The sequence below is a fragment of the Nonomuraea sp. NPDC049646 genome (assembly GCF_044465525.1).
Classification (GTDB): domain Bacteria; phylum Actinomycetota; class Actinomycetes; order Streptosporangiales; family Streptosporangiaceae; genus Nonomuraea.
In genome coordinates this window covers 395,854-412,785 of the sequence record NZ_JBITLU010000005.1, presented here as the reverse complement: position 1 = coordinate 412,785, position 16,932 = coordinate 395,854, and the positions used below count along the sequence as shown (strand labels likewise).

General features: G+C 70.0%; 16 protein-coding genes and 2 tRNA genes. 9 read left to right on the top strand and 9 right to left on the bottom strand.

Annotated elements, in window-relative coordinates:
- Window positions 1-168 precede the first annotated feature (168 nt).
- Window positions 169-241 (bottom strand) — tRNA-Arg (locus ACIBQ8_RS17540).
- A 1,675-nt stretch (window positions 242-1,916) separates the two neighbouring features.
- Here ACIBQ8_RS17540 and ACIBQ8_RS17535 point away from each other — a divergent pair.
- The gene (locus ACIBQ8_RS17535; RefSeq protein ID WP_397180196.1) at window positions 1,917-2,930 is read left to right on the top strand and encodes a D-alanyl-D-alanine carboxypeptidase family protein; all 1,014 of its coding nucleotides are present in this window, start codon (window positions 1,917-1,919) and stop codon (window positions 2,928-2,930) included.
- Here ACIBQ8_RS17535 and mscL read toward each other — a convergent pair.
- The 3 genes from mscL to ACIBQ8_RS17520 are packed head-to-tail and all read right to left on the bottom strand — an operon-like array spanning window position 2,927 to window position 4,746.
- Window positions 2,927-3,325: a large conductance mechanosensitive channel protein MscL gene (mscL, locus tag ACIBQ8_RS17530; protein ID WP_397180195.1), complete on the bottom strand. Its 399-nt coding sequence runs from the start codon at window positions 3,323-3,325 to the stop codon at window positions 2,927-2,929. The genes ACIBQ8_RS17535 and mscL overlap by 4 nt on opposite strands.
- Before the next feature lie 33 nt (window positions 3,326-3,358).
- Window positions 3,359-3,940, bottom strand: coding sequence for an RcpC/CpaB family pilus assembly protein (locus ACIBQ8_RS17525; protein WP_397192414.1), 582 nt, complete (start codon window positions 3,938-3,940; stop codon window positions 3,359-3,361).
- Entirely contained in the window at window positions 3,937-4,746 is an 810-nt protein-coding gene (locus tag ACIBQ8_RS17520; RefSeq protein ID WP_397192413.1) for an S-methyl-5'-thioadenosine phosphorylase, read from the bottom strand. Before ACIBQ8_RS17520 ends, ACIBQ8_RS17525 begins: the two co-directional genes overlap by 4 nt.
- 133 nt (window positions 4,747-4,879) lie before the next feature.
- Here ACIBQ8_RS17520 and ACIBQ8_RS17515 point away from each other — a divergent pair, with 133 nt between their 5' ends.
- Complete coding sequence (locus ACIBQ8_RS17515; protein WP_397192412.1) at window positions 4,880-6,847, top strand: MFS transporter; 1,968 nt, start codon at window positions 4,880-4,882, stop codon at window positions 6,845-6,847.
- A gap of 31 nt (window positions 6,848-6,878) precedes the next feature.
- Here ACIBQ8_RS17515 and ACIBQ8_RS17510 read toward each other — a convergent pair whose 3' ends face one another.
- The 3 genes from ACIBQ8_RS17510 to ACIBQ8_RS17500 all read right to left on the bottom strand — a co-directional run bounded on the left by ACIBQ8_RS17510 (window position 6,879) and on the right by ACIBQ8_RS17500 (window position 9,352).
- The gene (locus ACIBQ8_RS17510) at window positions 6,879-7,184 is read right to left on the bottom strand and encodes an FmdB family zinc ribbon protein (RefSeq protein ID WP_352366385.1); all 306 of its coding nucleotides are present in this window, start codon (window positions 7,182-7,184) and stop codon (window positions 6,879-6,881) included.
- Between the two features lie 69 nt (window positions 7,185-7,253).
- On the bottom strand, window positions 7,254-8,759 hold the full coding sequence (locus ACIBQ8_RS17505; protein ID WP_397180191.1) for a potassium/proton antiporter: 1,506 nt from the start codon (window positions 8,757-8,759) through the stop codon (window positions 7,254-7,256).
- A gap of 23 nt (window positions 8,760-8,782) precedes the next feature.
- Complete coding sequence (locus ACIBQ8_RS17500) at window positions 8,783-9,352, bottom strand: 5-formyltetrahydrofolate cyclo-ligase (protein WP_352366381.1); 570 nt, start codon at window positions 9,350-9,352, stop codon at window positions 8,783-8,785.
- Between the two features lie 24 nt (window positions 9,353-9,376).
- On the opposite strand from ACIBQ8_RS17500, the gene galU reads away from it, so the two are divergent.
- The 7 genes from galU to ACIBQ8_RS17465 all read left to right on the top strand — a co-directional run bounded on the left by galU (window position 9,377) and on the right by ACIBQ8_RS17465 (window position 13,925).
- Window positions 9,377-10,279 (top strand): UTP--glucose-1-phosphate uridylyltransferase GalU, encoded by a 903-nt coding sequence (gene galU / locus ACIBQ8_RS17495; protein ID WP_397180190.1) that lies wholly within the window; start codon window positions 9,377-9,379, stop codon window positions 10,277-10,279.
- Entirely contained in the window at window positions 10,266-11,441 is a 1,176-nt protein-coding gene (glp, locus tag ACIBQ8_RS17490; protein ID WP_397180189.1) for a gephyrin-like molybdotransferase Glp, read from the top strand. Before galU ends, glp begins: the two co-directional genes overlap by 14 nt.
- On the top strand, window positions 11,438-11,914 hold the full coding sequence (gene moaC / locus ACIBQ8_RS17485) for a cyclic pyranopterin monophosphate synthase MoaC (protein ID WP_397180188.1): 477 nt from the start codon (window positions 11,438-11,440) through the stop codon (window positions 11,912-11,914). The genes glp and moaC overlap by 4 nt, the downstream gene beginning before the upstream one ends.
- Window positions 11,911-12,390, top strand: a complete 480-nt coding sequence (locus tag ACIBQ8_RS17480) for a molybdenum cofactor biosynthesis protein B (RefSeq protein WP_397180187.1) — start codon at window positions 11,911-11,913, stop codon at window positions 12,388-12,390. The genes moaC and ACIBQ8_RS17480 overlap by 4 nt, the downstream gene beginning before the upstream one ends.
- Before the next feature lie 58 nt (window positions 12,391-12,448).
- Complete coding sequence (locus ACIBQ8_RS17475) at window positions 12,449-13,102, top strand: GNAT family protein (protein ID WP_352366396.1); 654 nt, start codon at window positions 12,449-12,451, stop codon at window positions 13,100-13,102.
- Between the two features lie 124 nt (window positions 13,103-13,226).
- Window positions 13,227-13,799 (top strand): hypothetical protein, encoded by a 573-nt coding sequence (locus ACIBQ8_RS17470; protein ID WP_352325747.1) that lies wholly within the window; start codon window positions 13,227-13,229, stop codon window positions 13,797-13,799.
- Window positions 13,800-13,848: 49 nt separating this feature from the next.
- A tRNA-Ala gene (locus ACIBQ8_RS17465) sits at window positions 13,849-13,925 on the top strand.
- Window positions 13,926-14,629: 704 nt separating this feature from the next.
- Here the strand turns inward: ACIBQ8_RS17465 and ACIBQ8_RS17460 are convergent.
- Together ACIBQ8_RS17460 and ACIBQ8_RS17455 are read right to left on the bottom strand one after the other, a co-directional pair.
- Window positions 14,630-15,811 carry a hypothetical protein gene (locus ACIBQ8_RS17460; RefSeq protein ID WP_397192411.1) on the bottom strand — a complete coding sequence of 394 codons (1,182 nt, stop codon included), beginning with the start codon at window positions 15,809-15,811 and terminating at the stop codon, window positions 14,630-14,632.
- Window positions 15,812-15,951: 140 nt separating this feature from the next.
- Entirely contained in the window at window positions 15,952-16,887 is a 936-nt protein-coding gene (locus ACIBQ8_RS17455) for a hypothetical protein (protein ID WP_397192410.1), read from the bottom strand.
- Window positions 16,888-16,932: the final 45 nt, after the last annotated feature.

Genomic DNA, 16,932 nt, shown 5'->3' with positions numbered 1-16,932 from the left:
AGGCTCAGGTGTTCCGGGGACGTTCCAAGATCATCCCCCACATGTCCCCAGAGCGCTGTCCTACGGCTGCATTCGGGTGCGCTCGGCGGCCTACCAAGGGTCTGGTAAGCAAAAGACCTGCGGTCAAGAAACCGCAGGTCAGAAGGTGAAACGCCTGATCAAGATGAGTGCCCCCGGCAGGATTCGAACCTGCGGCACCCGCTTTAGGAGAGCGGTGCTCTATCCCCTGAGCTACGGAGGCGGACTCTCGTAAGCCTAGCGAAAGTTGGGCAGTGCGTGGGCCGCTGGGCCGGGGTCAGTTTGGTGAGGTTGGTTATGGGTGCTCTGAGCTGCGGTAAAGGCATGGCAAGCGGTCGGATTCCGGTGCTTCGTGCGTGGCTAGGTTCTGCCTGTGACCATGAGGCGATCCACGCAAGCTCGTAGGCGGCCCGTTGTGTTGTTCGGGGCGTTGCTGGCGCCGGCGATTCTTGCCGGTGGGCTGTTGGCGGGGGAGATGCGGGGGTTCGAGGGAGTTGGTGCGCCGGTGGGGATGGAGGAGCGGAGGGCGGTGCGGGTGGCGTTCGAGCCTGTGTGGATGCCCGCGCCTGCGCATCCTGATCGGCGGTACGAAGGGGTGATTCCGGCGCCTGTGCGGAAGGTCCCCAAGGTGTCTGAGGCGTTGGAGGTGCGGTCGTCGGTGCCCGCGCCCGAGCCCGAGCCGGATCCTGTGGTTGAGGAAGATCCATACGAGCCTGAGGCTTCGCGGTCCTCGCCTGGGTGCGCGGGGGAGTGGGAGGACACCTGGCTGTGGGACATGTGCCGGGAACGGGAGCAGGAGGCGGCACAGAATGCCCGGTATGGCTGGTTGTCTGGCTTGTGAAGTCGGTGAGGGGCGTGGGCTGAGGAGGGTGTGGTCACGGGGTGCGGCGGTGCCCAGGCCGCCGACGGCCGGCTAGGCCAATGACCTGTCTGACTACCGTGTCGCTGTGTCTCGGAGCGGTTGGGCGGCGGGAGGTGCTTGGGGATCCTGATGTCCGTTGCGGGTGGGGTTTCCGATCAGGGGCACTGCGCTGCCGGGGCAGGGGCTTCGGCTTCGGTGGCACTTGGAGGCAGACCTGCGTGCGATCGCGCGGCTGGTGTGAAGGCTCTGAAACAGAGGGTTGGGTTGAGGTCCTGAGTGACCCGGCGACGATGCGCTTCGTGTGGAGGGCTGTAGGTCGGGTGGCGCAGCTCTTGGGATGGACCTTCCGCGACAGGCTCGGAGGTGGGGGACGCTGTCGGCGGTGATCTCGGGAGGAACTGGCCGCAAGGGAGTAGAGCACTGTTCGGGAGGAGACCGAGCCGCCGAAGATCAGACGACGGAGGTTCCGTAGAGGGGGCTTCGCGGGCCTCGTAAGCGGTCGCGGGTTCTCGTGACAAGAGGGACGCCGAAGGCTTTCGGGGAGGTGAGCAAGGGTGCTGTAGCGGACATCGGACACGAACCGCCGCAAGGAAGCTCAGAGTGGCGTCGTGCGTGGAGCTATGCCATGCCAGGGCGGCTGCAGGTCGGGGTGTGCGCGGGGCGGCGATGTATGAGGGGCGCAGCGTGTATGCCGGGCAAGGGCGCGGTTGGCCCGTTTGGCCAGTGTGTGCTCTCGCAGCCGTCTCCGGGCTGCGCAGCGACAGCGCCTCGCGGGCCGCCGGAACCCCGGCAGAAGAGGCCAGGACGGAGGCAACACGGAGGTAGGGATGCGATGCCGCTGGTGGGGAGGGGGAGCCGTACATAGTGCGCTTTTTGTCTCATAGCAGCTCTTCGGAGTTCGGTCCGGACACTCGGGGGGCTGTAGTAACGTGCGTGCCTGACCCGGGTAACGAGTGTGCAAACGGAGGAGTCGAACGTGCCATCCCCTCGATCAGCGGGTCTGATCGCGGTCGTCATGGCGATGGCTTCTCTCTTCGTGCCATCAGCGGTTCAGGCGCAGGCGCGGACCCAGGTGGAGCGGCGGGATCCGAGCAATCTGGCGGAGCTGCGCAAGGAGGCCGAGAAGTCGGCCAAGGAGCTTGAGGACGCGACCAAGGCGCTGGAGAAGCGGCGTGCCACGATCGCGGCGTCCGAGAAGGAGCTCAAGACCAAGCTGAACGGGCTGCAGGATCTGGAGCGCAGGCTCGCGGTGATCCGGCAGCCGGTCTCGCAGCTCGCGGAGCTGCTCTACGAGCAGCCCGTCGGGGCGGACGGCGTGGTGCCGTTCCTGTCGGGGGACGCCGGGATCGGCACCCTGCGGGCGCTCTCGGACTCGACCGAGATGGTCCGGGTGCGGCAGCAGGCCGTGGAGCAGACCAGCACCCTGTACAAGGAGGCGGAACGGCTGGCCGCCGAGGCTCAGGAGCTGAGGGCGGGCAACCTGCTGGCCGAGGCCCAGATGGCGGCCGAGATCGACACGCTCAGGCAGCGTTCGGACAAGATCGTGAAGTCGCTCACCGCGGCGCTGGTGAAGCTGGGCATCAAGATCGACAAGGTCGGACGGGCGGCGCTGGGCTGCAACCCCCTCCAGGCCGCCACGGCCAACAGCTACCCCAACGGGCTCATCCCCAAGAGCATGCTCTGTCCGCTGCAGCAGAAGGGGTTCAGTCTGCGGGCGGACGCCACCATCGCCTTCGTCAGCCTCAACGAGGCCTACCGGAGGCGGTTCGGCAAGGCGATCTGCGTGACGGACGCCTACCGGAGCCTGGCCGAGCAGCAGTCCGTCTACTACCGGCGGCCGGGGTTCGCGGCCGTGCCGGGGCGGAGCAACCACGGTCTCGGGCTGGCTGTGGACCTGTGCGGCGGCGTGGAGCGGTTCCGGTCCACGGAGTTCGTGTGGATGGAGAAGAACTCCAAGAGGTACGGGTGGTTCCATCCTGCCTGGGCCTACAGCAGCCCGTTCGAGCCGTGGCACTGGGAGTACGACCCGAAGATCGACTCGCAGCTCTAGGCGGGCACGACCTCGGCGCTGCAGAAGGCGCAGCGGGAGGCGGCCTTCGGGATCTCCGACAGGCATTCGGGGCAGTCGCGGGTCTTGGCCTCGACCTGGGCCGCCGCACGCTCCTTGAAATGCGTGTACGGCTTGACGACCAGGAAGTAGATCACCGCCGCGATCATCAGGAACGAGATCACCGCGTTGACGAACTTGCCGTACATGAAGTTGGACGCGCCGACGGTGATCTTCAGCGAGGAGAAGTCGGGCAGGCCGCCGAAGGCCGAGATCAGTGGGGTCAGCAGGTCGGCGACGAACGACTGCACGATCGAGTTGAAGGCCGCCCCGATGACCACCGCGACGGCCAGGTCGAGGACGTTGCCCTGCATGAGGAACTTCTTGAATCCGTTCATGGGCAAGAATCGTAGTCGAACGATTACTTTCGGTTAACTCTTGAAGGTGATGGAGAGGCGGCCCGCTGTCTGGGCCCCCGCCAGCTGGGCCGCCTGCTGCGGGGTGGCCGCCAGCACCACCAGCGCGCCGCCGGTACGGGAGTCGTCGGCGGGACGCGGGATGGTGATCACGCGCACGTCGTCGGCGATGAGCTGGGCCGGCTGACCGCTCTCCCCGGCGGCCAGGACGCCGACGATCGAGCCGGGGGAGATGAGGGCGACGGCGTCGGGATCGGCGATGCGCACGGGGGCGGCCACCGTGCCCGGCGGCAGCGGCACGGGATGGAGCAGCCGCGCGTCGGTCAGCGGCTCGCCCCGGCGCATGGGCCCGGCGAGGTAGCGGCCCGCCGCGTACGACCGGACGGCCCCGTCGGGCGGATGGGCGAGCGGCGCCGGACGGAGGTCGCCCGGACGCAGGGGGCCGGGGACGAGGTCGCGGGCGGCGACCAGGACCTCGGGGCCCGCGGCGGGACGGAGGGCGACATAGGCCGACAGGACGCCCACCGCGGCCAGGGCCGCCGCGATCAGACGCCGCCGCCGGGCCCACGGCCGCAGCCAGGCCGGCTGCCTGCTCACGGCAGCTCGAAGGGCAGCTTGATGCCGTCGAGGGCCGAGCCGCAGGAACACGTGCGGTCGATGGGTAGGGCCTGGACGGTCTCGGCGATCAGCGTGCGCATGCGGGTGACGTTGCGGGCGAAGAACTCCAGCACCTCGTCGTGGGTCACGCCCTGACCGGCCTCGACCCCGGCGTCGTGGTCGGTCACCAGGGAGAGCGAGGTGTAGCACAGGGCCAGCTCGCGGGCCAGCACGGACTCGGGGTAGCCGGTCATGCCCACGATCGACCATCCGTTGGCGGCGAACCATTGGGACTCGGCCCGGCTGGAGAAGCGGGGGCCCTCGATGACCACCAGCGTGCCGCCGTCGACGACGTCGCCCCAGCCGGTGGAGCGGGCCGTGGCCACGGCCGCGGCTCTGCCGGACGGGCAGTAGGGGTCGGCGAAGGAGACGTGGACGGCCCCCGAGACGTCGTAGTACGTCTGAGGCCGGCCCGAGGTGCGGTCGACGATCTGGTCGGGCACGACGATGGCGCCGGGGCCGTACTCGGCCTTGAGCGAACCGACGGCGCTGGGGGCGAGCACCTGGGTCACGCCGAGCGAGCGCAGCGCCCACAGGTTGGCGCGGTAGGGGATGCGATGGGGAGGGAAGCGGTGATCCCGGCCGTGCCGGGGGATGAACGCGACCGAACGCGAGCCGATGCGGCCGACGGTGACGACGTCGCTGGGCGGCCCGTAGGGGGTGGAGAGCTCGATCTCCTCCGCGTCGTCGAGGAGGGAGTAGAAGCCCGAGCCGCCGAGGACGCCGATGTCTGCGCGAGTGACCATGGCGCCGAGAGTAGCCGGACGGCCGGGGGCCCCGAGAACGCCGAACGCCGTTCTGTGGACAACCGCACGGGCGCCGGTCACACCGCTCGAACGCGGAGCGTACGCACACCAGTACGAAGAGTAGGATCGCCGCATGCGGCAAAAAGGGCTGGGCCTCATCATTCTCGCGCTGATGCTCGGGATGCTGCTGGCCTCGCTCGACCAGACCATAGTCTCCACGGCCCTGCCGACGATCGTGAGCGACCTGGGCGGGCTGGAGCAGCTCTCCTGGGTCGTGACGGGCTACATGCTCGCCTCGACCGTCTCCACGCCGTTGTGGGGCAAACTGGGCGACCAGTACGGCCGCAAGAAGCTCTTCATCGCCGCGATCATCATCTTCCTCATCGGATCGGCCCTGTGCGGGCTGAGCCGGAACATGGGGGAGCTGATCGGGTTCCGGTCGATCCAGGGGCTGGGCGGCGGCGGGCTCATGGTGCTCGCGCAGGCGATCGTGGGCGACGTGGTCTCGGCCCGCGAACGAGGGCGCTACCAGGGCTTCTTCGGCGCCGTCTTCGCCGTCAGCAGCATCGTGGGGCCGCTGCTCGGCGGGTTGTTCGTCGACCATCTGTCCTGGCACTGGGTGTTCTACGTCAACCTCCCCCTGGGCGCGATCGCCCTGGCCGTGATCGCGGCGGCGCTGCCCGGCGACGACACGCGCACCAGCCATCGCATCGACTACGCCGGGGTGGTGCTGCTCGGCGGCGCGACCTCGTGCCTGGTGCTCATCACGACGTGGGGCGGCGCCGTCCATCCCTGGGCGAGCCCGGTCATCGCCGGCCTGGCGCTGGGGGCGGCGGCGCTGGTCGCGGCGTGGGTGGCCGTCGAGCGACGGGCCCCCGAGCCGGTGCTGCCCCTGGGGCTGTTCCGGGTGCGGGCGTTCGCGATGTCGTCCGCGGTGGGGTTCGTGGTGGGGTTCGCGATGTTCGGGGCGCTCACGTACCTGCCGCTGTTCCTGCAGGTCGTGCACGGGGTGAGTCCCACCTTGTCCGGGGTGTACCTGCTGCCGATGATGGCCGGGATGCTCACGATGTCGATCGTCAGCGGGCTGGTGATCTCCAAGACCGGCAGATACCGCTTCCTGCCCATCGCGGGCACGGCCGTGGCGACGGCGGGGCTGTTCCTGCTGTCCGGGCTGAGCGAGCGCAGCAGCCTGCTGACGATGGGCGGCTACCTGCTGGTGCTCGGCGTCGGGCTCGGGATGACCATGCAGGTGCTGGTGATCGTCGTGCAGAACGCCGTCGACTTCAAGGACCTCGGCGTCGCCACGTCGGGGGCGACGTTCTTCCGGTCGATCGGCGGGTCCTTCGGGGTCGCCACGCTGGGGGCGGTCTTCACCGGCACGCTCAACGGCGACCTGCGGGAGGTGCTGGCCAGGGCCCGGTTGCCGGCGGGGTTCGACCCGTCCAGGATCCAGCGCGACCCGACCGTCATCCAGCGGCTGCCTCCCGCGCTGGCCGGTCAGTTCCTCCATGTGTACGCCGACGCCATCGCCACCGTCTTCAGGGTGGCCGCGCCGGTGATGTTCGGCGCGTTCGCGCTGAGCTGGTTCATCCCGCAGACGCGGCTCAGGGAGACCACCAAGGCGGCGGACCTGGGCGAGGGGCTGGGCGCCACGTCGGCCGAGCGGTCGTCGCTGGAGGAGGTCGAACGGGGGCTCATGCGGCTCGCCGACGCCGACCTGCGCAGGGGCTACTACGAAAGGCTCGGGGCGCTGGCCGGGCTGAGCGGCCTCGCGCCGCAAGGGGTGTGGGTGCTCGCCAGGCTCAACGGCAAGGGCTGGGTCGGTGCGGACGAGCTGGCCGAGTGCGCCAAGGTGAGCAGGGCACACGGACGGCCCCACGTCGACCGGCTGGTGGACGAGGGGCTGGTGGAGCGTTCTGACGACGGCGAGCGGCTGCGGCTCACGCCGAAGGGGGACCGGGCGGCCCTGGGGCTCGTGCGCTGCTCACGCGAAGGGTTGAGCAGGCTCGTGGCCGACTGGGGGCCCGATCCACAGCTGAGGCGGCTCGTCGATCGCATCGCGCCGGAACTGCTCGGCGCGTACGCCGACCGGCCTCGATGAGGCCCCCGCCCGTGCGGGCGGGGTGACGCGCCTAGTTGGAAGCCGCGGCGGGCGCCGGCGCCGGGGTGGACGACGACGAGGACGACGCGGACGACGACTCGCTCGACTTGCTCTCGGCCGGCTTCGACGGGGTGGTCGAAGAGGCGGAGGACGTCGAGGACGAGCGGTTGTCGGTGCGGTAGAAGCCCGAACCCTTGAACACGATGCCGACGGCGGAGAACACCTTCCGCAGGTTGCCCTGACAGTTGGGGCACACCGTCAGCGCATCGTCGGTGAACTTCTGCACGACTTCGAGCTGCTCGCCGCAGTCGTTGCAGGCGTACTGGTAGGTCGGCACGCGCTCCTCCTTATACGTTCTGGCACTCGAGCGATGCGACTGCTAATGCTAACCGATTGGGCCAAACACCTATTCCAACCCCCGCTCCCCGTACCAACCGGCCAGCTTGCCGCTGCGGCTCACCGCGCGCAGGCGGCGTTCGACCTGGTCACGGCAGGCGGCCGTGGTGACCACCAGGAGCTGGTCGTCGGCCCGGACGCGGGTGCTGTTGTCCGGCACGAACGATTTGCCGTCGCGGACCACGAGCGTGACGGCCGCTCCGGCGGGCAGGCGCAGCTCGAAGACCTCCACGCCGTGCAGACGCGACCCGACGGGCACCTTGACCTGGAGCAGGTCCGCCTTGAGCTCCTCCAGCGGCGCGGACTCCACCTCCAATTCGTGCGCCTCGCCCGGCGCGCTCACCCCGAGCAGCCGGGCCGCGTACGGCAGTGTGGGCCCCTGCAGCAGCGTGAACACGATCACGATCACGAAGACCTGGTTGAAGATCTCCTTCGAGCCCTGCACGCCGGACGCCCACGGGATGGTCGCCAGCACGATGGGGATCGCGCCGCGCAGCCCGGCCCACGACAGGAACGCCTGGTCGCGCCAGCTCACCCGATCCAGCCGCAACACCCGGGCCACGGTCGAGCTGACCAGCACCGACAGCGGGCGGGCCACCATCACCAGCACGGACCCGGCGATCACGCCTGGCACGATGGCCGACGGCAGCTCGTCGGGCGTGGCCAGCAGGCCGAGCATGACGAACAGCCCGATCTGCGCCAGCCATGCCGCGCCTTCGGCGAACCCCCTGGTCGCGGCGCGGTGCGGCAGGCGTGAATTGCCCAGGATGAGGGCCGTGAGGTAGACGGCCAGGAAGCCGGAGCCGTGCAGCAGCACCGCGCCGCCGTAGGAGACGAAGGTGAGGGCGAGCACGGCGATCGGGTAGAGGCCGGAGGCGGGCAGGGCGACGCGGCGCAGCGCGTACGCGCCCGCCGGTCCGACCGCGAGGCCCACGGCCGCGCCGATGACCAGCTCGATGGCCGTCTCCAGCAGGAACGTTCCCACGGACGCCGGCCGCCGGGACGCCCCGCTGAGCAGCACGACGGCGATGACCGTGGGTGCGTCGTTGAACCCGGACTCCGCTTCCAGGACCCCCGCCAAGCGGGTCGGGAGCGGCAACCTGCGCAGCACCGAGAAGACGGCGGCCGCGTCCGTCGAGGCCAGCACGGCGCCGAGGACGAGCGCCGCGGTCGGATCCATGCCGAGCAGCCCCTGGACGGCCAGCGCCACGACCACGATGCTCACCGTCACGCCGACGGTGGCCAGGATCAGGGCGAGGGGCACCGATTTGCGGACGTGCGACCAGGTCGTGGTCAGACCGCCCTCGGCCAGGATCACCGCCAGCGCGATCAGGCCGATCTGCTGGACGGCCTGCGGGCTCTCCAGCTTGGCGCCGAACCCCGAGGCCCCCAGAACCAGACCGAGGGCCAGGAAGAGGAGAAGACTGGGCAGACCGCTGCGATGTGTGATGCGTACGGACGCGATGGCCGCGATGACAATTCCGGCGCCGATCAGGAGCCAGACATCAAGCGTCATCCAGCCCCCTCTCGTCCCTTCGGTCACATAAGCCTAGTGAGTCCGCGCGGCGTCATCGCAAAACGGACCCGGTGGTCGTGCGGCTCGGCGGGCACGTCGTCGATCAGCTCGCCGTCGTGCAGCAGGGCCACCGTGGGGACGTTGGGCCCCACCCTGGCCAGCGCGCGGTCGTACGAACCGCCGCCGCGTCCGAGCCGCACCCCCGTGCGGCGGTCGACCGCGAGGGCGGGCACGATCACCAGCGCGGCCGTGCGGACGGCGTCGACGCCCCGGCGCGTGTCGACCGGTTCCATGATGCCGAAGCGGCCAGGGGCGAGCGTGTCCGGGCCGTCGTAGACCGCCCAATCCAGGTCATTGTCCTCTTTCAGCACCGGAAGGATCACCGTCGCGCCGTGTTTCCACAGAGCGAACACGAGACCGTGCGTCTCCGGCTCCGACCCCGCCGACCAGTAGCAGGCCACCAGACCGGCCATCTGGACCCACGGCTGCTCGAGCAGCGTCTCGCGGACCTTGGTGGCGTTTGCCCGCAGTTGTTCGGGGGACAGAGCGGTACGCGCCGCGAGCAGTCGGCGACGCAGGTTCAGCTTGTCCACAGGTACCTCCACTAGGGTCTACTCATGGCTGACTTCGACCCTGTGACGAAAGCCGTCGTGCCCGCCGCGGGTCTGGGCACCCGGTTCCTCCCGGCGACCAAGGCGACACCCAAAGAGATGTTGCCCATCGTCGACAAGCCCGCGATCCAGTATGTCGTCGAGGAGGCGGCCTCCGCCGGGCTCCTCGACGTCCTCATGGTCACCGGCAAGAACAAGCGGTCCATCGAAGACCACTTCGACCGCGCGTTCGAGCTGGAAGAGGCCCTGGAGGCCAAGGGCGACGAGCAACGGTTGTCCCAGGTCCGCGAGCCCGCCTCGCTCGCCACGCTGCACTACGTGCGGCAGGGCGAGCCGAAGGGGCTCGGGCACGCGGTGCTGTGCGCCAAGCAGCACGTCGGCGACCACCCGTTCGCCTGCCTGCTCGGTGACGACCTGATCGACTACCGCGACCAGCTGCTCAAGCGCATGATCGAGGTGCGTGACACGTTCGGCGGAAGCGTGGTGGCGCTGATGGAGGTGCCGCGGGAGCAGGTCTCGCTCTACGGCGTGGCCACCATCGCCGGCACCGTCGAGGACGACGTCGTGCGCGTGACCGACCTGGTGGAGAAGCCGCCGGTGGACGAGGCGCCCTCCACGTGGGCGGTCATCGGGCGATACGTGCTCGATCCCGCCGTTTTCGAGGTCCTGGAGAACACCCCGCCGGGGCGCGGCAACGAGATCCAGCTCACCGACGCGCTGCGCACGCTGGCCGGCCGCGGCTCCGAGCAGGGCGGGCCGGTGCACGGCGTGCTGTTCCGCGGGCGGCGGTACGACACCGGCGACAAGCTCGACTATCTGCGGACGGTGGTGAAGTTCGCCGCCGATCGCGAGGATCTGGCGCCGGAGTTCGTGCCGTGGCTGCGGGAGTTCCTCGATGAGATCGGTTGACGCGCATCTGGCCGAGATCCTGGCCACTGTGCGTCCGCTGGCGCCCCTGGAGCTGGAGCTGGAGCGGGCGCTCGGCACGACCCTGGCCGAGGACGTCTCCTCGCCGGTGCCGCTGCCGCCGTTCGACAACTCCGCGATGGACGGCTACGCGGTCAGGGCCGAGGACGTCCCCGGCACGCTGCCGGTGATCGACGACGTCGCCGCCGGCTCCGACGAGCTGCGGGCGGTGGGCCCCGGGCACGCCGTCCGCATCATGACCGGGGCGCCGATGCCGGCCGGGGCGGACTCCGTCGTGCCGGTGGAGTGGACGGACGGCGGCACGGTCTCCGTCCGGATCAATCGTGATGTCCCGGTTGGCAACGCGATTCGCCGGGCGGGCGAGGACGTCCAGGCGGGCGAGGTGGTGCTCAAGGCCGGCACGGTGATCGGGCCGGCCCAGCTCGGGATCATCGCCGGTGTGGGCCGGCGGCGCGTGTGGGTGCGTCCGCAGCCGCGCGTCGTCGTCATCTCGACCGGCGCCGAGCTGGTCGAGCCGGGGGCGCCGCTGGGCCGCGGGCAGATCTGGGACTCCAACAGCTTCGCCCTGACGGCCGCGGTGCGGCAGGCGGGCGCCGAGGGGTTCCGGGCGGGGTCCGTCGGCGACGACCCCGCCGTCCTGCTCGACCAGCTCGACACCCATCTGGTACGCGCCGACGCGATCATCACCAGCGGCGGCGTCTCCATGGGGGCCTACGAGCCCGTCAAGGAGGCGCTGTCGCCGCTCGGCACGGTCCGGTTCGAGAAGGTCGCGATGCAGCCCGGCATGCCGCAGGGGTTCGGCGTCCTGGGCGACGACCGGGTGCCGATCTTCGCCCTGCCGGGCAACCCGGTGTCGTCCTTCGTGTCGTTCATGCTGTTCGTCCGTCCCGCGCTGGACAAGATGCGCGGTCTGCCCACCGAGACCGCTCCGGTGACCGCCTACGTCACCGCGGCGCTGCGCTCGCCGTCGGGCCGGCGCTCGTACCTGCGCGGCGTGCTGTCCTCCGACGGCACGGTCGCGCCGGTCCACGGGCAGGGCTCCCACCAGCTCGCGGCCCTGGCCTCGGCGAACGCGCTGATCGTGGTGCCGGAGGACGTGACCGAGGTGCCCGGCGGGTCCGAGGTGGAGGTGATCCGGCTGTGAGCGAGTTCACGCACCTCGACGAGACGGGCGCGGCGCGCATGATCGACGTCTCGGCCAAGGACGTCTCCGCCCGTACCGCGACGGCGACCGGGCGGGTGCTGCTGTCGTCCGAGGTGGTGGCGCTGCTGCGGTCGGGCGAGGTGCCCAAGGGCGACGCGCTGGGGGTGGCCCGGATCGCCGGGATCATGGGGGCGAAACGCACGCCCGACCTCGTCCCGCTCTGCCATCCGATCGCGTTGCACGGCGTCAAGGTCGTGCTCGACGTCGAGGACTGGGGGGTGGCGATCACCGCCCGGGTGAAGACGGCCGACCGCACGGGGGTGGAGATGGAGGCGCTGACCGCCGTCACCGTGGCCGCGCTGGCGCTGATCGACATGGTCAAGGCGGTCGACCCGGCCGCCGTGATCACCGACGTCCGGGTGGAGGAGAAGGTGGGCGGCAAGACCGGCCTGTGGACCAGGGAAGCCACGTGATCAGGGCGCTCGTGGTGACCGTGTCGAACCGCGCGTCCGCGGGGATTTATGCCGACAAGTCAGGGCCGTTGCTGGCCGAGTTGCTGGCCTCCGACGCCGGTTGCGAGGTCTCCGGGCCCGTGGTCGTCCCCGACGGCGACGCGGTCGAGACGGCCCTGCGGGACGGCGTCGCGCAGGGGTACGACGTGATCGTCACCACCGGCGGCACCGGGCTCACGCCCCTCGACCTGACGCCGGAGATGACCGCCCGCGTGATCACCAGGGAAATTCCTGGTATAGCGGAGGCCATTCGCCTGGCGAATCGCGACAAGGTGCCCACGTCGGTCCTGTCCCGCGGGCTGGCCGGTCAGGCGGGTGACACGTTGATCGTGAATCTGCCTGGCTCGTCCGGTGGCGTCCGGGATGGGGTGGCGGTGCTCGCACCCGTCCTGCGGCACGCCGTCGAGCAGATGAAGGGCGGCGACCACCCCCGCTGACCAGGTTTCGGTCTGCCGATCGATGATCCGTGGCGACATCGAGCCCGATGGGGGGATGATGAGAGGCGTGGATCGACTTCGTGGCTGGCCGGCGATTCTGAACGAGGGCCCGGTAGGACTGCGGCCGCTGCGGCTGAGCGACGTACGCGTCTGGCGCGAGACCAGGTTGCGCAACGCCGACTGGCTGCGTCCCTGGGAACCGAGCAACCCCGAGACCCCGCTGTTCAGAACGGGGCTCGGCCCGTACATCTCCATGGTCGGCACCCTGCGCCGCGAGGCCAGGCAGGGGCTGGCGCTGCCCTGGGTGGTCACCTACGGCGGCCGTTTCGCGGGGCAGCTCACCGTGGGGGCCATCGTGTGGGGATCTGCCCGTTCTGCCCAGGTCGGTTACTGGGTGGACGGCGCGCTGGCCGGGCGGGCCATCATCCCCACCGCCCTGGCCCTGGCCGTCGATCATTGCTTTTTCACCACCGGATTGCATCGGCTAGAGGCGAACATCCGTCCTGAGAACCAGGCCAGCCGTAGGGTGGTGGAGAAGCTCGGGTTCAGGGAAGAAGGCATTCGGCGTCGCCAACTCCACATCGACGGGGCCTGGCGCGACCACATCTGCTACGCGCTGACCGTCGAGGACGTCCCCGGCGGCCTGCTCGTACAGTGGCGGCGCGCCCGTGAGGCGGCCGCTCACGGCGGTTCTCCGATCGAAGAGGTTTGACGATCTCGCGACACACCGCACCGAATGCTCGTCAATCAGTGACACACGGTCTTACGGTGCGTGACGTGAGCACAATGAAGGCGCGACGAGCACAGACGCGCTTTCGTGCTGCCCGGAGGTGGTCGTGAGCAGCGCCTTCCTCTATGTCGCCATTGTGGTGATGTGGCTGTGCGTCCTGATCCCGATGTGGTTGCGCCGGGACAAGACGAACCTCCAGGAGCTGGCCGAACTCGAAGAGCACTACACCGGCGAGCACGCGCTGCCCGACCTGGACAACCTCGACGCCACCCTCGGCGACGAGGACGCGCCGGAGGTCGAGAAGGTCGATGTCCGGCAGTTCCGGCTTCGGCGTAGGGCGATCATCGTAGCGCGCCGCCGGAGGTTGTTGTTCTTCACCGCGCTGCTCGTGCTCGCCTCGGTGGTCACGGCCGGGGTCGAGATGATCCCGTGGTGGGGTGTGGCGCCGTCCGTGGTCGTCATGCTGTCGTACATGGCCTTTCTGCGGATCGCCGTACAGGTGGATCGCGAACGCCGCGAGCGGGCGCTCCAGGCGCGCTCTGAGCGGCTGCGACGGGCCCGCGAGCGGCGGCGGGCGGCGGCCGAGGTCGAGGCCGAGGTGATCGACCTGACCGCGCTGCACGCCGACGTCCTGTTCGACCAGTACGCCGAACCACCCAAACGGGCGGTGGGGGACTGAGACGATGGCGCGAGGACCCTCGGGAGTTTGCTAATCTGGTCGAGTCCTTGGGGATGTAGCGCAGTCCGGTAGCGCACTTCGTTCGCATCGAAGGGGTCAGGGGTTCGAATCCCCTCATCTCCACCAGGAGCCGTTCTTGAAACGGCTGGACTGAAGTTGACGGGATCCCGTCTGATCGTTCAGATCAGGCGGGATCTCGTCATTTCAGGTGTTTCCGAATCGGATTCGTCCTGGTTCGGGGACTGCGGAATCAGCTTCGGAAGGCCCGGGTGGTGTCAGGCCGCTGGTGGAGGAGCGAGATCCGGCCGTTGGGCATGGCGAAGCCGACGGTGAGCGGGGCGCTGCGACAAGGTGGCGGTTTCTGCGGCTTATGGGGCGGGTGGCGGCCTGCTCTGCCCTGCGGGTGGTATGCCGTCGAAGGGCTGAGGTGGAGCCTGCGGCGTGTCGGCGAGTATGACGGGCTCGTCTTGGGGCTCGTGGATGTGGCGCCATTGGTCGAGGAAGTGGTCGTTGGCGACCGTGACGAGCAGCGCGATCAGGATGGTTTGGGCGACGCGGCCGTGGGCGAGCCGGTTCTTGGGATCGCCGAGGTCGAGGTCGTGTCCCTTGAGTCTGCCGTTGATGCCTTCGGTGTTGGCGCGGACAGACTTGTAGGTCCCGATCCAGGCGGAACTCAGGTAGGCCAGGTCCTGGCGGAACTTGTCGAGGTGGCCGAGATCGTCCTTGCGGACGGTGATCGTGTGCTGGCCGCAGATCTTCGGCAGTTGGCCGGCCTTCAGATCAGGTTGTGGCGGCAGGACGCGGGGTTTGGCCGCGGGGTGGGCGGCTCGCTACCGGGCATCGGTGAGGTCGACAGCGGTGGGCCGGCTGGATCCGCGCTGGTGGAGGCGGTCGAAGCGGGGGCAGGTGACCGAGGGGGAGGTGCCTGCTGCCGGGCATTGGTAGCGGACGGCGCCGTCTGCGTTCGCGCTCTGTTTGAGGCGCAGCAAGTACGGCTCTCGCGCGGCGATCAACGCGGTGAGCTCTTGCGATGGTGTGCGGATGGCGGCGTCGTCCAGGCCGGTGGTCGCCTGGGCAAGCCTGTCGGGAATCAGCGGGCAGGCCGGGGAACCGTCGATGAGCGGGCTGTCGTGGACGCTGCCCTGCACTCCCCGCTGCTCCACTTTGTAATCAAGTGCGAGCCGGTAGCCGAGTTCGCGTGCTGGCCGGGCGAAGTGGCCAGGTTGCTGGTCGGTGTAGGCGCGGTCGGCGACGGCGAAGCCGGCGGGAAAGCCGAGCGTGGCCAGGGGTTTGAGAGTGGCGATGGCGTTGGCGCCGATGCGTTTGTGCGGGGTGTCGAGGACCAGGCCGAGCGCCAGTTGAGGGAAGGAGCCGAGTGCCGGGCGGGTGCGGGCGGCGACGGTGAGGGTGGCGCTGTAGCCGTACTCGGGTGGGCCGTTGCCGGCCGAGTGGTGCCAGCCCGCGGTGATCTCGGTGGAGGCGATCAATTCCCCGGTGGAGCGGCGGGCCCGGGGTGGGCGGGCGAGGACAGGGGCGGCGGTGGTGTCGATGCCGACGTCGCCGCGGAAGTGACGGAGGTAGCCCCGGCCTTTGGCCCAGCGCACTGGGGTGAGCACCAGCGCGGTGACAATGGCCTGCAGCAGTTCCCGCTTGCGCGCGTGTGCTGGGTTGTCATGCTCCCACGCGGTGGCCAGCGCGTCGGCCTGATGCTGGGGCAGGCGGGCGCGCCGATCGTGGCGGGCTGGATCCAGCACGGTGGTCAGCCGGTCGAAGGCCCGATAGAAGCGGCGAGAAGAGGCGAGCACCTGGTGGATGTCTTCGCGGTTGATGTCGGGCAGGCCGAGCCGGTGGCGTGCGGCGGCGCTCAGGCAGAACGCGGCGATCCGCCAGGCCTCGACGAGCGTGGCCTTGCCGGTGTGGTTGATGGACAGCAGCAGGCAGGTCAGCACCGCGGCGATGGGCAGACCGGGCGGGCCGGGCCGCGGGCCGAGTTCGGCGTCGATCAACGGCATGATGCCGGAGTCGTTCAGCAGCCGGGCATAGTGACCGACGACGGCATCGGGGATCTGTGCCGTCTGCTTGGCAGGTGGCCGGGGCCGGGTGGCTCGGGCTCGGGTGGTGCGCGGCGGCCAGGCGCGTGGTTTCGCCGTACTCAATGGGCCCGTTCGTCGGGCCTGCCGCGCAGCAGCGCGACAGCGGTGGACTCGTCCAGGACGGGGACGAAATGTTGGTAGCGGGCCAGCGCGGCGGCGCTCATCCCGGCCGCGGCTGCCACTACCCCCAGATCGATCCGCGCGCTCAGCAGCTCGACGATCCACGAGGAGCGCAGTCGGCGCACCGACAGGGCGGGCAGGCCCCCGGTCGGGGTGTGGCGGGCTGTCCAGGAGCTGAACAGGTTCTTGGCGTGCCGGGCGGTGCGCCCGGGCCGGAACACGAACCGGTCGCCCGGCTGGCCGGCAGCATAGGCCAGGACGTCCTCCCAGGCAGCGCGGCAGACGATCAGCCGCTCGGTGCCGGCGACGGTGACCACGACCGCGCCGCAGTCCAGGCGGCGCAGATGCCCGGTCCGGACGGCGGCCACTTCCTCAGAGGTCAGGCCGCAACCGAAGGCGAGCGCCATCAACGCCAGCGCGTCGCCTCTGGCCTGGCCGGGCAGGCGTTCGGCCCAGCCGCGAAGGCGGCCGAGCTGGGCCGGCGAGTACGGCGGGCTGACCTTCTTGGGGGCTTTCATCGGCGGTGGCACCTGTTCGCCGCGCTCCAGCCAGGCCAGCGTGGCGCGCATGTGCCGCAGCCAACTGCGGTAGGTCTGCGCCGAGCTCGGGGCCAGGTCGGTGCAGCCGGTCAGGACGAACGCGTCGATCGTCTCGTGCCGCAGCCACACTTCCGGGTTATCCGGCAGGCCGGAGCGGTGACACCACACGGCCAGGCGGGTGGTCGCGGTGAGCAGCCGTTGCACCCGGTAGGGGGAGCGGTCGGCGCTGCCGGCGACCAGCATCCGCACGTGCCCGGCGATCTGTTCCCATTCCGGCGGGACCTGCTGCGGCCGGTAGCCGGTGATCGTTGCCGAGATTTCCGCGTCGAGGGTCACACCCCATCCATAGCGGCAGAACAATCTGCCGTTACGGAGGGCGAC

What these genes read in the sequence shown, in the direction of transcription:
- mscL (WP_397180195.1), bottom strand. Translation starts at nt 3,325, where the DNA reads ATGAACGGATTCAAGAAGTTCCTCATGCAGGGCAACGTCCTCGACCTG.
- ACIBQ8_RS17520 (WP_397192413.1), bottom strand. Translation starts at nt 4,746, where the DNA reads ATGGTCACTCGCGCAGACATCGGCGTCCTCGGCGGCTCGGGCTTCTAC.
- ACIBQ8_RS17515 (WP_397192412.1), top strand. Translation starts at nt 4,880, where the DNA reads ATGCGGCAAAAAGGGCTGGGCCTCATCATTCTCGCGCTGATGCTCGGG.
- ACIBQ8_RS17505 (WP_397180191.1), bottom strand. Translation starts at nt 8,759, where the DNA reads ATGACGCTTGATGTCTGGCTCCTGATCGGCGCCGGAATTGTCATCGCG.
- galU (WP_397180190.1), top strand. Translation starts at nt 9,377, where the DNA reads ATGGCTGACTTCGACCCTGTGACGAAAGCCGTCGTGCCCGCCGCGGGT.
- glp (WP_397180189.1), top strand. Translation starts at nt 10,266, where the DNA reads ATGAGATCGGTTGACGCGCATCTGGCCGAGATCCTGGCCACTGTGCGT.
- ACIBQ8_RS17475 (WP_352366396.1), top strand. Translation starts at nt 12,449, where the DNA reads ATGAGAGGCGTGGATCGACTTCGTGGCTGGCCGGCGATTCTGAACGAG.
- ACIBQ8_RS17460 (WP_397192411.1), bottom strand. Translation starts at nt 15,811, where the DNA reads ATGCCGTTGATCGACGCCGAACTCGGCCCGCGGCCCGGCCCGCCCGGT.